The 13,800-nt window shown below is 51.9% G+C and carries 17 protein-coding genes; 11 read left to right on the forward strand and 6 right to left on the reverse strand.

Annotated elements, in window-relative coordinates:
* Positions 1 to 113: 113 nt before the first annotated feature.
* Entirely contained in the window at positions 114 to 617 is a 504-nt protein-coding gene (locus KQJ19_RS18245) for a GNAT family N-acetyltransferase (protein ID WP_016155577.1), read from the forward strand.
* A 26-nt stretch (positions 618 to 643) separates the two neighbouring features.
* On the opposite strand, the gene KQJ19_RS18250 is transcribed toward KQJ19_RS18245, so the two are convergent.
* From KQJ19_RS18250 to rraB, 3 genes are all read right to left on the reverse strand, one after another.
* Positions 644 to 1,474, reverse strand: a complete 831-nt coding sequence (locus KQJ19_RS18250; RefSeq protein ID WP_019078255.1) for a hypothetical protein — start codon at positions 1,472 to 1,474, stop codon at positions 644 to 646.
* A 165-nt stretch (positions 1,475 to 1,639) separates the two neighbouring features.
* Entirely contained in the window at positions 1,640 to 2,398 is a 759-nt protein-coding gene (gene miaE / locus KQJ19_RS18255; RefSeq protein WP_019078254.1) for a tRNA isopentenyl-2-thiomethyl-A-37 hydroxylase MiaE, read from the reverse strand.
* A gap of 51 nt (positions 2,399 to 2,449) precedes the next feature.
* The gene (rraB, locus tag KQJ19_RS18260; RefSeq protein WP_016151501.1) at positions 2,450 to 2,875 is read right to left on the reverse strand and encodes a ribonuclease E inhibitor RraB; all 426 of its coding nucleotides are present in this window, start codon (positions 2,873 to 2,875) and stop codon (positions 2,450 to 2,452) included.
* A 163-nt stretch (positions 2,876 to 3,038) separates the two neighbouring features.
* On the opposite strand from rraB, the gene argF (KQJ19_RS18265) reads away from it, so the two are divergent.
* Positions 3,039 to 4,043: an ornithine carbamoyltransferase gene (gene argF, locus KQJ19_RS18265; protein WP_216403951.1), complete on the forward strand. Its 1,005-nt coding sequence runs from the start codon at positions 3,039 to 3,041 to the stop codon at positions 4,041 to 4,043.
* Between the two features lie 102 nt (positions 4,044 to 4,145).
* Here the strand turns inward: argF (KQJ19_RS18265) and KQJ19_RS18270 are convergent, their stop codons facing one another.
* On the reverse strand, positions 4,146 to 4,598 hold the full coding sequence (locus KQJ19_RS18270; RefSeq protein ID WP_016151499.1) for a YhcH/YjgK/YiaL family protein: 453 nt from the start codon (positions 4,596 to 4,598) through the stop codon (positions 4,146 to 4,148).
* A gap of 673 nt (positions 4,599 to 5,271) precedes the next feature.
* Between KQJ19_RS18270 and arcA the strand changes: the two genes are divergently transcribed.
* From arcA to KQJ19_RS18295, 5 genes are all read left to right on the forward strand, one after another.
* Positions 5,272 to 6,492 carry an arginine deiminase gene (gene arcA / locus KQJ19_RS18275; RefSeq protein WP_016151497.1) on the forward strand — a complete coding sequence of 407 codons (1,221 nt, stop codon included), beginning with the start codon at positions 5,272 to 5,274 and terminating at the stop codon, positions 6,490 to 6,492.
* A gap of 9 nt (positions 6,493 to 6,501) precedes the next feature.
* Positions 6,502 to 7,434, forward strand: a complete 933-nt coding sequence (gene arcC, locus KQJ19_RS18280) for a carbamate kinase (protein WP_216403952.1) — start codon at positions 6,502 to 6,504, stop codon at positions 7,432 to 7,434.
* 55 nt (positions 7,435 to 7,489) lie between these two features.
* Positions 7,490 to 8,494 (forward strand): ornithine carbamoyltransferase, encoded by a 1,005-nt coding sequence (argF, locus tag KQJ19_RS18285; RefSeq protein WP_016155572.1) that lies wholly within the window; start codon positions 7,490 to 7,492, stop codon positions 8,492 to 8,494.
* 55 nt (positions 8,495 to 8,549) lie between these two features.
* Positions 8,550 to 9,953, forward strand: a complete 1,404-nt coding sequence (locus KQJ19_RS18290) for a YfcC family protein (RefSeq protein ID WP_200080240.1) — start codon at positions 8,550 to 8,552, stop codon at positions 9,951 to 9,953.
* Between the two features lie 144 nt (positions 9,954 to 10,097).
* Positions 10,098 to 10,577 (forward strand): arginine repressor, encoded by a 480-nt coding sequence (locus KQJ19_RS18295; RefSeq protein ID WP_047499901.1) that lies wholly within the window; start codon positions 10,098 to 10,100, stop codon positions 10,575 to 10,577.
* Here the strand turns inward: KQJ19_RS18295 and KQJ19_RS18300 are convergent.
* Complete coding sequence (locus tag KQJ19_RS18300; protein WP_085951096.1) at positions 10,574 to 10,696, reverse strand: hypothetical protein; 123 nt, start codon at positions 10,694 to 10,696, stop codon at positions 10,574 to 10,576. The genes KQJ19_RS18295 and KQJ19_RS18300 overlap by 4 nt on opposite strands.
* Here KQJ19_RS18300 and pyrL point away from each other — a divergent pair.
* From pyrL to ridA, 4 genes are all read left to right on the forward strand, one after another.
* Positions 10,676 to 10,777 (forward strand): pyr operon leader peptide, encoded by a 102-nt coding sequence (gene pyrL, locus KQJ19_RS18305; protein WP_003025819.1) that lies wholly within the window; start codon positions 10,676 to 10,678, stop codon positions 10,775 to 10,777. The two genes, KQJ19_RS18300 and pyrL, sit on opposite strands and share 21 nt — an antisense overlap.
* Positions 10,778 to 10,813: 36 nt before the next feature.
* Positions 10,814 to 11,749 (forward strand): aspartate carbamoyltransferase, encoded by a 936-nt coding sequence (gene pyrB, locus KQJ19_RS18315; RefSeq protein WP_216403953.1) that lies wholly within the window; start codon positions 10,814 to 10,816, stop codon positions 11,747 to 11,749.
* Between the two features lie 13 nt (positions 11,750 to 11,762).
* Positions 11,763 to 12,224, forward strand: coding sequence for an aspartate carbamoyltransferase regulatory subunit (gene pyrI / locus KQJ19_RS18320; protein ID WP_016151492.1), 462 nt, complete (start codon positions 11,763 to 11,765; stop codon positions 12,222 to 12,224).
* A 76-nt stretch (positions 12,225 to 12,300) separates the two neighbouring features.
* Positions 12,301 to 12,687, forward strand: coding sequence for a 2-iminobutanoate/2-iminopropanoate deaminase (gene ridA, locus KQJ19_RS18325; protein WP_016151491.1), 387 nt, complete (start codon positions 12,301 to 12,303; stop codon positions 12,685 to 12,687).
* Between the two features lie 91 nt (positions 12,688 to 12,778).
* Here ridA and KQJ19_RS18330 read toward each other — a convergent pair.
* A partial coding sequence (locus KQJ19_RS18330; protein ID WP_216403954.1) for a TRAP transporter large permease occupies positions 12,779 to 13,800 on the reverse strand: 1,022 nt, incomplete at its 5' end.

The following is a 13,800-nucleotide window of genomic DNA, read 5'->3' on the forward strand; positions in this document are numbered from 1 at the left end:
TTTTAATTAGCCAATGTATTTTAATTTTTTCTGATTCAGGAACGTCTTGCACCCGACAGAAGAGAGTGGTATTAAATAAATATATAAGTGTATTTTTAGAATTGAGCCATATTATGAATGTTGTGCTACCCTCCACGCTTACGCTGCGCCGAATCACCGCAGCAGATAATGCCGCTATCGCTGCGGTGATCCGCAAAGTTTCCGCTGAATACGGGCTTACTGCCGATAAAGGCTATACCGTTGCCGACCCTAATCTGGATGAACTATTCCAGGTTTACAGCCAGCCGGGCGCGGCCTACTGGGTGGTTGAGCAAAACGGTGAAGTCGTGGGCGGCGGCGGCGTTGCGCCGTTAGGATGTAGCGAACCGGACATTTGCGAACTGCAAAAGATGTACTTCCTGTCGAGCGCACGCGGTCAGGGGCTGGCGAAAAAGCTGGCGCTGATGGCCCTCGAACATGCCCGTGAACAGGGTTTCAAACAGTGCTATCTGGAGACCACGGCGTTTCTGACCGAAGCAATCCGCCTGTATGAACATTTAGGGTTTGAGCATATCAGCGAAGCGCTGGGCTGCACCGGGCACGTAGATTGCGAAGTGCGGATGTTAAAACCCCTCTGACTTCAGCCGGAGGGGCAATGGTTGTGTTACTGCATTTCGGCGGAGAGCATCAGCCGAATGACGCCAGCCGCGCGAGCGGTTGGCAGCGTCAGCACCTGTGACCATAAATCCTGCACCATTTCACAAGCGACTTTCTCTTTGCCCACACCTTTACTCGGATCAGCCATAATCTGGATATCCGGTCCAAAGCGCTGTACCAATCCCGGGCCGATGGATTGCAGATCCTGAAGCGCCAGCTGTTTCTCTTGCGCCGTAACCGTATGTTTGTTCGGGCCATAAGCCGCGTGCATCATACTCATGTCGCTGGCCATACGACGATTCATCAGCTCCCGCGGAATAATACGCACCGGGTTAATCCCGCCTTTCACCGCCGGGAACAGAAAGCGAAAACACTCGTCATCGCCCACTTTTGCCACCGCAGCAATCTGCTCTAGGTTAATTTTCATATACTCAATCACGTTGGCATCGGGTGCCTGCTGCAAACGCGCCATCTGTACCTGCAGGATTTGCGGCTGAATAGCGTCGATAATCTGTTGTTCGCTTTTCCCAGCTTCTTTCAGTTGCGTTGCCTGGTTGAGGATATTCTGCCATAACGCGGGTTCTTGCTCTTTAAGTACCTGATAAACAGGCATTGCCAGCATCGCATTTTCAAATTTCTGCGCGTCCGTCAGCCCATAATCAGGGCTTTCGCGCGGGATCAGGTAGTGCACATCAAACAGATTCCACGCGACAATCGCTACCACAAAAACCACCGCGCCGGAGATCTTTCCCAGCCAGCCTTTTTTGCGAAACATGCCAACGACGATAGCAATCACCGCCCCGATATAACCCGCCAACAATACGTGTGCCCAGTTCATTAACCATCCTTATGCAAAACAGTCTCTGTTGCGGGGATATATTTCCCCTTCGTGTGTTTTGATTATTACGGCAGCAGCGAGCGATTTCCAGCCACCAGATTTTGCTAATGGAAACAGGAAAGGTAAAACCGCGCGACGATTAGCGCCGCGCGTCAGAGAAGAGAGTCAGGCTGGCACGCCGCTGTGGAAGCGGAATTCATCGTCGGGAGAAGTAATCAATGCGGCTTCTACTTCGCCAAAGAACCGCACCCGACTACTGATATCGTCGGCAGAAACCTGCTGTGCCAGCGCCAGATAGTCTTGATAGTGCCGCGCCTCGGATCGCAGCAGCGAAAGATAAAATGCCTGTAAATCGTCATCCAAATACGGCGCCAGCGCGGCGAACCGTTCACAAGAACGCGCCTCAATGTAAGCCCCGCAAATCAGTTTGTCGATTAGCGTTAATGGCTCGTGGGTTCGCACCTCTTTGAGCATGCCTTTGGCATAACGGCTGGCGGTAATTTTGACGTAGGGAATGTTGCGGCTCATCATCGCCTCACGCACCTGCCAGAAGTGGTGCAGCTCTTCTTTGATCAGCAAAACCATGCTGTCGATCAGCTTACGTCCCCACGGATCGTCAGTTTGCGGCATTACGCTTTTGCTAATCTGTTTATTCAGCGCGATAAAATCCGGTTCATCCCCTTCTCTGAAAGCATACGCTTCATAGGGTTTCAGCCAGTCCAGTAGCGCCTGCGATCCCTGTTTATCTGCAACATACTTACGCACCAGCAGCATGGCCGTTTGCGCCGCTTTCAGCTCGCAGACGAGATGATCCGTCAGTAACAGAGGGAGATTCGCCGGGGCTCGCGCTTTATCAAGCCAGGCCTGGGGCGTTTTACAGTGCAGGAAGTTGTGGATCGGGGAGAGTATTTGCAGGTAATCCATACGTTATCCTTGGCCTACGGCAGCAGACGCTACCGTAGGTCAGCAGATGACTTAGTGACGCACGCCGTCATCATCTTCGTCGACGAGGTCTTCATCGTCGCCGTCTTCACCTTCTTCGCCGTTCGGGTCTTCAAAATAGGTGCCCCAACCGTCGTATTCCACATCGAATTTTTCAGCCAGGTTCATCAGTTGCTCAACCTGAGCGTCGATCAACTCGGCATTCAGAGCACATTCGCTCAGGATGTCACAGCAAATAACCGTGTCGCCCTCTTCCACTTCCAGCTCTTCCGGCTCGGTCACTTCATAACCCAGCTTGAAGGCTTCTACTGCCGCTTTTTCCAGGGTTTCAAAGTCGTCCGCGGAAAGGTGATGCTCGATGGTGTACAGCGCGTCTGGATCGCTGCCATCTTCGAGTAACTCTTCAATAATCAAACGCGTTTCTTCACGCTGTTCTTCCAGTAGTTCCGGGTTTGCCATGGCTCATTCCTCATAATGTCCTGCCGATACTCTTATTGTCACATACCGCTGTCATTGCCTCCACCTTTCCAGGAAAGATTTGTTAAACAAGGTTGCAAATGAATAAACATCCATATAAATTGAATTTTAATTCAATAAATGGCCTAAGCCATGTGAGGGAACTATGTCTGCGTTTTATCAGAAACATTTTTTGAAACTGCTTGATTTCACCTCTGCTGAACTCACGTCACTGCTCCAGCTCGCCGCGCAGCTCAAGACGGATAAGAAAAACGGTACCGAGGTCGCTAAACTCACCGGTAAAAACATCGCGCTCATCTTCGAAAAAGACTCAACCCGCACCCGTTGCTCTTTCGAAGTTGCCGCATATGATCAGGGCGCGCGCGTGACGTATCTCGGGCCGAGCGGCAGCCAGATTGGTCATAAAGAGTCGATCAAAGACACCGCCCGCGTACTCGGTCGTATGTACGACGGTATTCAGTATCGGGGCCACGGTCAGGAAATTGTCGAGACGCTGGCGGAATATGCCGGAGTTCCGGTTTGGAACGGATTAACCAACGAATTTCACCCCACCCAGTTGCTGGCGGATTTACTCACGATGCAGGAACACCTGCCGGGTAAAGCGTTTAATGAGATGGTGCTGGTCTACACCGGCGATGCCCGCAACAATATGGGCAATTCCATGCTGGAAGCCGCTGCGTTAACCGGACTGGATCTGCGCCTGGTCGCGCCCCAGGCCTGCTGGCCGGAGGAAAGCCTCGTTTCGGAGTGCAAAGCGCTGGCACAGAAAAACGGCGGCAATATAACACTAACCGAAGATGTCGCCACGGGCGTGAAAGGCGCGGACTTCATCTATACCGACGTCTGGGTATCGATGGGCGAAGCGAAAGAGAAATGGGCCGAACGTATTGCGCAGTTGCGTAAGTACCAGGTTAATAGCGCGATGATGGCGTTGACCGGCAATCCGCAGGTGAAATTCCTGCACTGCCTGCCCGCGTTCCATGACGATCAAACCACGCTTGGCAAACAAATGGCGCAGGAATATGGTCTGCACGGCGGCATGGAAGTGACCGACGAGGTCTTTGAGTCACCCGCCAGTATCGTATTTGATCAGGCGGAAAACCGGATGCACACCATCAAAGCGGTGATGGTCGCGACGCTTTCCAAATAATAGCGTTGCGCGATTGAATTGCCGGATAGCGATGCTGACGCACCCTATCCGGCCTACCATCGTACTTCCTTAGGCCGGGTAAGTCGCACCCGGCAAACCGGTTTATGCTACCCGCATTTTCACCACGGCTTTGCGTACCAGCGCCGGAGCGCCGACCGCGCACAGCGGTTTATGCACTTCACCCGGATAAAAGACGACGAAGTCACCTTCGTTCAGCACCACCGTTTTCTCCTGTTCGCCTTCCGGCAGGAAGGCGATATCTTTATCCGCCAGCCAGTCAGTTTCCGGTGCGCCCGCAGGCTGCGTGCTGAAAGTCATGCCTTCCTGACCTTTGAGCAGGATCTGAATATCCAGATAGCGAGCGTGATATTCGGCGCGGCGCTGCGCAAACGGCTCCGTCATATCTTCAGCAATCAGATAGAACAGACGTTCGCCGTCGATGTCGTGCTTACCCTTTTCCGTCGCATCCGTCACGTGCGCTTTAATGTGCTCAATCGCCTGACGCAGCTCTTCCGGCAGCCAGGCATCCAGGTTGTGAATATTGCCGACAATCATTTCAAACCCCTTAATTAAAACATCGTTTCATTTTAGTTGTTATACGAAAAAAAGGTCTGCCATACCACTGCTATTTGCCGATATTTTGCGTCAACGCATGTTTATCGCTGATGATGTTAAATAATTGCTAATAGCCAGCAACAGGTTATGCATAAACTCTGCATAACTTTCGTCTCATACTTTTCAACTCAGTCACTAACTCACTGTTATAGAAAGCTTTGTTAGAAAAACCAGCAATCGATCACAGTTTACGTCTCCTTCGTTATCTTTCTTCATCGTCATATTTATTTTGAAATAAACCTTACAGCACAAATAATAAAATAATAGATTCGCATAAAAATTCATTAAATATAGAAAAACATATAAAAATCAACGCACTATTTAATTTATTAAATATTTAAATATGTACATAAAATTAACACAGTTAAATAACAAGACATATTCCTGCGTAGTAATTCAATTATTCATGTTTTTATTTTTTAAATTCTCAGAGCCATCTCATAAATTAAACAACAAATGCCAAACATCGACCTGACTGTGAAATGAATCACGTTTCTCTATCAAATAAGATCTAAATATAGATTCTGAAATCAGCTGAAAAATCATGACTGCAATAAACATTATTTGCAGGCACCTCCTCTTTATTTTTTAAAATCGTATTAAAGGAATAATGATGGAAAAGCATTATGTCGGGTCTGAAATCGGTCAATTACGTAGCGTAATGCTACATCGCCCTAACCTCAGCCTAAAAAGGCTGACGCCGTCAAATTGCCAGGAACTGCTTTTTGATGATGTTCTTTCGGTAGAACGTGCAGGAGAAGAGCATGACATTTTCGCCAACACGTTACGTCAACAGGGAATTGAGGTTCTGTTACTCACTGATTTATTGACACAAACTCTGGATATCCCCGATGCCAAAAGCTGGCTACTGGATACACAAATTTCTGATTATCGCCTTGGCCCCGCTTTCGCCACGGATATTCGCGCCTGGCTTGCAGATATGCAGCACCGGGAGCTCGCCCGACATTTAAGCGGTGGGCTGACATACGGAGAAATTCCTGCCTCAATCAAAAATATGGTGGTCGATACTCACGATATTAATGACTTTATTATGAAGCCATTACCAAACCACTTATTTACCCGCGACACCTCATGCTGGATATATAACGGCGTATCCATTAATCCGATGGCAAAAACTGCACGTCAACGAGAAACTAATAACTTGCGGGCGATTTACCGTTGGCATCCACAATTTGCCGATGGTGATTTTATTAAATATTTCGGCGATGAAAATATTAATTACGACCACGCCACATTAGAAGGTGGAGATGTACTGGTCATTGGTCGCGGCGCAGTTCTCATCGGTATGTCGGAACGTACCACGCCGCAGGGCATTGAGTTCCTTGCCCAGTCGCTATTTAAGCATCGCCAGGCAGAACGCGTCATCGCAGTCGAACTGCCGAAACATCGCTCCTGTATGCACCTCGATACCGTCATGACCCACATCGATATCGATACCTTCTCCGTCTACCCGGAAGTGGTGCGCCCGGATGTCCAGTGCTGGACCCTGACACCAGACGGGCGCGGCGGCCTGAAACGCACCCAGGAAAGTACGCTGGTACATGCCCTCGAAAAAGCACTTGGCCTCGACCAGATCAATCTGATCACCACCGGTGGCGACGCTTTCGAAGCTGAACGCGAACAGTGGAATGACGCGAACAATGTTCTGACGCTGCGCCCTGGGGTTGTGGTGGGCTACGAACGCAACATCTGGACCAACGAGAAATACGACAAAGCTGGCATCACTGTTTTACCCATTCCTGGCGACGAACTGGGACGTGGGCGCGGCGGTGCGCGCTGCATGAGTTGTCCGCTGGAACGCGACGGTATTTAAGGAGACGTTATGGAAAACAAACCTACCCTGGTTGTGGCGCTGGGCGGCAATGCGCTACTCAAACGCGGCGAACCGCTGGAAGCCGACATCCAACGCAAGAATATTGAGCTGGCGGCAAGAACTCTCGCTCAGCTCACGCAGCAGTGGCGCGTAATTCTGGTACACGGCAATGGCCCGCAGGTTGGACTTTTGGCGTTACAAAACAGTGCTTATGCCAACGTCACCCCCTATCCGCTCGATATTCTCGGCGCAGAAAGTCAGGGAATGATTGGTTATATGCTGCAACAGGCCCTGAAAAACCAGCTCCCACTGCGTGAAATTAGTGTCCTGTTGACTCAGGTTGAAGTCGATGCCCACGATCCGGCCTTCAGCAATCCCACCAAATATATCGGGCCGATTTATGACGAACCCCAGGCCCACGCGTTACAGGCGGAAAAAGGCTGGGTTTTCAAAGCCGATGGTAAAGCATTCCGCCGTGTTGTGCCCTCTCCACAACCCAAACGAATCGTGGAAAGTGACGCCATTCGCACACTGATCGCCCGCGATCATCTGGTTATCTGCAACGGCGGTGGCGGCGTACCGGTGGTGGAAAAAGCCGATGGCTACCACGGTATTGAAGCGGTGATCGACAAAGATCTCTCCGCCGCCCTGCTCGCCAAACAAATCCACGCCGATGCGCTGCTGATCCTGACCGATGCCGATGCGGTGTATCTCGACTGGGGCAAACCTACCCAGCGCCCGCTGGCCCAGGTTACGCCGGAACGGCTCGGCGAAATGCAATTCGACGCCGGTTCAATGGGCCCCAAAGTCACCGCCTGCGCGGAATTTGTCTCTCACTGTCACGGGATTGCTGGCATCGGCTCGTTGGCTGACGGTTCGGCCATTCTCGCCGGTGACAAAGGCACGCTAATTCGGCGCGAAGCCAATGATGTTAACGCTTAAGGCTTTTTTTGCTGGGTAAAGCGAAGCCTTATCCAGCCTACATAAGGATATTTTCATGACTGTTAACCTGAAAAATCGCAATTTTCTCAAATTGCTGGACTACACCCCAACGGAAATCCAGTACCTGATCGATCTGGCTATCGAGTTAAAAACGGCAAAAAAAGCCGGACGCGAAAGGCAAACGCTGGTCGGTAAAAATATCGCGCTAATCTTCGAAAAAACGTCAACTCGCACCCGCTGCGCCTTTGAAGTCGGCGCTTTCGATCAGGGCGCACAGGTGACCTACCTTGGCCCAAGCGGCTCGCAGATTGGTCATAAAGAGTCGATGAAAGATACCGCCCGCGTGTTAGGTCGCATGTATGACGGTATTGAATACCGCGGCTACGGCCAGGAGATCGTGGAAGAACTGGGGCAGTTCGCTGGTGTGCCGGTCTGGAACGGGCTGACGAATGAATTCCACCCTACGCAGATCCTCGCGGATCTGATGACCATGCTGGAACACGCCCCGGGTAAAACCTTACCCGAACTGAGCTTCGCTTACCTTGGTGACGCCCGCAATAACATGGGCAATTCGCTGATGGTCGGCGCGGCGAAAATGGGGATGGATATTCGTCTGGTCGCACCGAAATCCTTCTGGCCGGACGAGGCGCTGGTTGCCGAATGCCGTGAAATCGCCAGCGTGACGGGCGCGCGCATTACGCTCACAGAGGATGTTGAGGAAGGCGTTTACGACGTGGACTTTCTCTACACCGATGTCTGGGTTTCGATGGGAGAACCCAAAGAGGCGTGGGCAGAACGCGTCAGCCTGATGACGCCTTATCAAATTAACCAGCAGGTCATCGATGCGACCGGCAATCCCAATGTGAAATTCATGCACTGCCTGCCCGCCTTCCATAACGAGCACACCAAAGTGGGCCGTGAAATCGAAGCGGCTTACGGCCTGAAAGGGCTTGAAGTCACGGAGGAGGTATTTGAGTCAGCGCATTCCATCGTCTTCGACGAAGCAGAAAACCGGATGCATACCATCAAAGCGGTCATGGTAGCGACACTCGGCGACTAACCCCAGCGGGCATGTGTCGCATGGCGGCATATGCCCAAGCTATCCGGAGAACATCATGGGCAAATTCAAATTTCCCAGCGCGTATACCATCCTGTTTATTCTCATTGCGCTCGTCGCCGTTATGACCTGGATTGTCCCTGCCGGGAAATACCAGATGGCGATGAATGCCACCCTGGGCAAAGAAGTGCCGGTTGCCGGTACCTATGCCCCAACAGAGGCGCATCCACAAGGTTTAACGGCTGTACTGCTGGCTCCGATTGACGGGCTTTATAACCACGAAACCTACACCGCAGGCGCGATTGATGTGGCGTTGTTTGTCCTGATTATTGGCGGGTTTCTCGGCGTGGTAAACAAAACGGGCGCCATCGACGCCGGCATCGAACGCGTGACGGTCAGGCTGAATGGTAAAGAAGAGTGGATGATCCCCATCCTGATGGGACTTTTCGCCGCCGGAGGTACGATTTACGGCATGGCGGAAGAATCACTTCCTTTCTACACCTTATTGGTTCCGGTCATGATGGCTGCGCGCTTTGATCCACTGGTTGCTGCTGCAACCGTTTTGCTTGGCGCAGGCATCGGCACCCTCGGTTCAACAATCAACCCTTTCGCAACAGTTATCGCCGCTAACGCCGCCGGGATCCCCTTCACCCAGGGAATGCTGATGCGCATTCTGCTGCTGGTCGTCGGCTATGTTATCTGTGTGGTATGGGTCATGCGCTATGCACGGAAAGTTCGCAGCCATCCTGAGCTTTCCATCGTGGCCGATAAACTGGAGGAAAACCGTGCCCATTTTCTCGGTAGTCGCGCCAATACCAATCTTGAATTCACGGCTACGCGTAAGTGGATCCTGCTGATATTCGCCGCCGCCTTTGCAGTGATGATTTATGGCGTCGCGGTGCTCGGCTGGTGGATGGCGGAAATATCTGGGGTTTTTCTGGCATCTGCGATTATCGTCGGCGTGATTGCCCGCATGAGTGAAGAAGCATTCACCAGTACCTTCATTGACGGGGCACGGGATCTGCTCGGCGTGGCGCTGATTATCGGCATTGCGCGCGGTATCGTCGTGGTGATGGACAACGGCATGATCACCCACACCATTTTGCACAGCGCCGAAAATTTAGTCTCCGGTCTGTCCACCACCATTTTCATCAATGTGACTTACTGGCTGGAAGTCTTGCTCTCCTTCCTGGTCCCTTCCTCGTCTGGCCTGGCGGTGCTCACGATGCCCATTATGGCCCCGCTGGCTGACTTCGCCCATGTGCAAAGGGATCTGGTCGTCACCGCGTATCAATCCGCTTCCGGCATTGTGAATCTGATTACCCCCACCTCAGCGGTTGTGATGGGTGGGTTGGCCATCGCTCGTGTTCCTTATGTGCGCTACCTGAAATGGGTCGCACCACTGCTGCTAATTCTGACGGTACTGAACATGGTTGTTCTGAGTATCGGCGCGATGCTGTAGTCCTGCTGGCCGTCGGATCACGACGGCTTTTTTGAGCGCGCTCTCGTTTTTCTGCACAACCGCCCGTTTGAGCCGTTATTGATACTGCAAATGTGGTGAATTTCGCCATCGCATTGATACAAATGATAAATTTAGGGTGTTTTTATGAAGGAATTCGATGATTACTCGACCAAAGAGCAGAAACAGTTGGCGATTTGTCAGCGCCTGATTAGCGAAAAAAGCTACCTGTCTCAGGAAGCGCTTCGCCGCGATCTACAACACCATGGTTTCACCGGGATTAGCCAGTCAACGGTATCTCGTCTACTGAAACTGCTCGGTGCTATAAAAATAAGAAATACAAAAGGGCAAAAAATTTATTCTGTAAATCCGCAATCACGACCCGCGCCTGATGCTGCCCGATCGATTGCTGAAATGGTGGTCAGCGTGGAACACAATAGCGAGTTTATCCTCATCCACACGGCGGCAGGCTATGGTCGCGCCGTAGCCAGAATCCTCGATTATCACGCGTTGCCAGAAATTCTCGGCGTCATTGCCGGTAGCAGTATTGTCTGGGTCGCGCCGCGGGTGGTGCAGCGAACGGGCCTGATCCATAAGCAGATTAATTATCTATTCAAAATGAATTAAAATTCATAAGAACCGTTTGCGATGAATAAATAGTGCATTTTTCGCTTGATCCCATAACGGAGCTGAGTATAATCGCGGACAATTTGCCGGGAGGATGTATGGTTCAGTGTGTACGACATTTTGTCTTACCGCGTCTGAAAAAGGACGCTGGCCTGCCGTTTTTCTTTCCGTTGATCACCCATTCCGAGCCCCTCAATTGAGGGGCTTTTTTTTTGCCCAGGCGTCAGGAGATAAACATGGCTAACCCGCTCTATCAAAAACACATCATTTCCATAAACGACCTCAGCCGCGATGACCTTAATCTGGTCCTCGCGACGGCGGCGAAATTAAAAGCTAACCCGCAGCCCGAGCTGTTAAAACATAAGGTCATCGCCAGTTGCTTCTTTGAAGCGTCAACCCGCACCCGTTTATCTTTTGAAACCTCCATGCACCGTCTGGGCGCCAGCGTGGTGGGTTTCTCTGACAGCAGCAACACGTCGCTTGGCAAAAAAGGCGAAACTCTGGCCGACACCATTTCCGTCATCAGCACCTATGTCGACGCCATCGTGATGCGTCATCCGCAGGAAGGCGCTGCGCGTCTGGCAACCGAGTTCTCCGGTAACGTGCCGGTACTGAACGCCGGCGACGGTTCCAACCAGCATCCCACCCAAACGCTGCTGGATCTGTTTACCATTCAGGAAACGCAGGGTCGCCTGGACAATCTGCAAACCGCCATGGTGGGTGACCTGAAATATGGCCGCACCGTCCACTCCCTGACCCAGGCGCTGGCAAAGTTCGAAGGTAACCGCTTCTACTTCATCGCCCCGGACGCGCTGGCCATGCCGCAATACATTCTGGATATGCTGAATGAAAAAGGTATCGCCTGGAGCCTGCATGGCACTATCGAAGAGGTAATGGCGGAGGTCGATATCCTCTACATGACCCGCGTACAAAAAGAGCGTCTGGACCCGTCCGAATACGCCAATGTGAAAGCACAGTTTGTTCTGCGTGCCAGCGATCTGAACGGTGCCAGAGCGAACATGAAGGTGCTGCATCCGCTGCCGCGCATCGATGAAATCACCACCGACGTCGACAAGACGCCGCACGCCTGGTATTTCCAGCAGGCTGGCAACGGCATCTTCGCCCGCCAGGCGTTACTGGCACTGGTACTGAATAGCGAACTGGCACTGTAAGGGAGAAAAAGAGATGACACACGATAACAAACTGCAGGTTGAAGCCATCAAACGTGGCACCGTAATTGACCATATTCCCGCACAGGTTGGTTTTAAGCTGCTGACGTTGTTCAAACTGACTGAAACTGACCAGCGTATCACCATCGGCCTGAACCTGCCGTCTGGCGAAATGGGCCGTAAAGACCTGATTAAAATCGAAAATACGTTCCTGACCGACGAGCAGGTAAACCAGCTCTCCCTGTACGCTCCGCAGGCAACGGTAAACCGCATTGACGATTATGACGTGGTGGGTAAATCACGTCCGAGCCTGCCTGAACGTATCGATAACGTGCTGGTTTGCCCGAACAGCAACTGCATCAGCCATGCTGAACCAGTATCGTCCAGTTTTTCAGTGAAAAAGCGCGCTGACGACATCGCACTCAAATGCAAATACTGTGAAAAAGAGTTTTCGCATTATGTGGTGCTGGCCAACTAATTGGTGTTGGTAATGATTTCCCGGCTCCCTATAATGGCCGGGAACATTCTATTACCGCTGTAATTCAGGAGAAATCATGAGCAAGACTATCGCGACGGAAAATGCACCAGCAGCAATCGGCCCATACGTTCAGGGCGTTGACCTGGGTAGCATGGTAATCACTTCCGGTCAGATCCCGGTCGATCCGAAAACCGGTGCCGTATCGGAAGACGTGTCCGCTCAGGCGCGTCAGTCGCTGGAAAACGTACAAGCTATCGTTGAAGCAGCAGGCCTGAAAGTGGGCGACATCGTAAAAACTACCGTCTTCGTTAAAGACCTGAACGATTTCGCAACCGTAAACGCGACCTACGAAGCGTTCTTCACCGAGCACAACGCCACTTTCCCGGCGCGTTCTTGCGTGGAAGTTGCCCGTCTGCCGAAAGACGTGAAAATCGAGATTGAAGCGATCGCCGTTCGTCGCTAAGTCTTTTTGTGCCGGATGGCGGCTTCGCCTTATCCGGCCTACGCAAGCATAGTTTGCAGGCCCGGTAAGCGCGAGCGCCACCGGGCATTTATCACATCACACCAAACAGTCTCGGCAGGAACAGCGAAATCGCCGGAATGTACGTGACGATCATCAGCACCAGGAACAGCACGAAGTAGAACGGCAGCATCGCCTTCACCACCTGCTCAATTTTCTGCTTACTCACCGCACTGGCCACAAACAGCACCGACCCTACCGGCGGCGTTATCAGGCCGATCCCTAAATTCACCAGCATGATCATCCCAAAATGGACCGGATCAATGCCGAGCGCGTTGGTCACCGGTAGCAAAACCGGCGTCAAAATCAGGATCAGCGGCGCCATATCCATCAGCGTACCGATCAGCAACAGCATGATGTTAATGCACATCAGGATGACGTATTTGTTGTCCGAGATGCTGGTGAAAGCTTCGGTGATACGCATCGGCAACTGCATATAGGTCATGACGGCACCGAACGCGGCGGCAAAACCTATCAGGATCATGACGATAGTGACCGTTTTCACCGTACGGAACATCAGCTTCGGCAGTTCAGACCATTTATAGTCACGATAGATAAACATGGTGACAAAGAAGGCCCACAGACAGGCAATCGCCGCAGATTCCGTCGCGGTAAAGATACCTGACAAGATACCGCCCATGATGATCACAACGGTCATTAAGCCCCACAGCGTATCGACGAATATCTTCAGCGCCTGGCGAAACGGTACGCGCTCCCCTTTTGGATAACCGCGTTTGTGCGCAAAAGCGACGCACATCACCATCAGACTGAAGCTTAACAGCAGGCCCGGTAGGATCCCGGCGATGAACAGCGCAGCAATCGACACCGTCCCGCCCGTTGCCAGCGAGTAGATAACCGAGTTATGGCTCGGCGGCGTGAGGATCGCCTGCACCGAGCCGCTGGCAGTGACCGCTGCAGCAAAGTCGCGCGGATAACCTTTTTTATCCATCTCCGGGATCATTACCGAACCGATAGACGCGGTATCGGCCACCGACGATCCAGAAATTGCGCCAAAAAAGGTCGATGCCACAATGTTGACCAGCGACAGACCGCCGC

The organism is Citrobacter sp. S46_ASV_140, from assembly GCF_018919545.1.
GTDB classification, from domain to species: Bacteria; Pseudomonadota; Gammaproteobacteria; order Enterobacterales; family Enterobacteriaceae; genus Citrobacter; species Citrobacter braakii.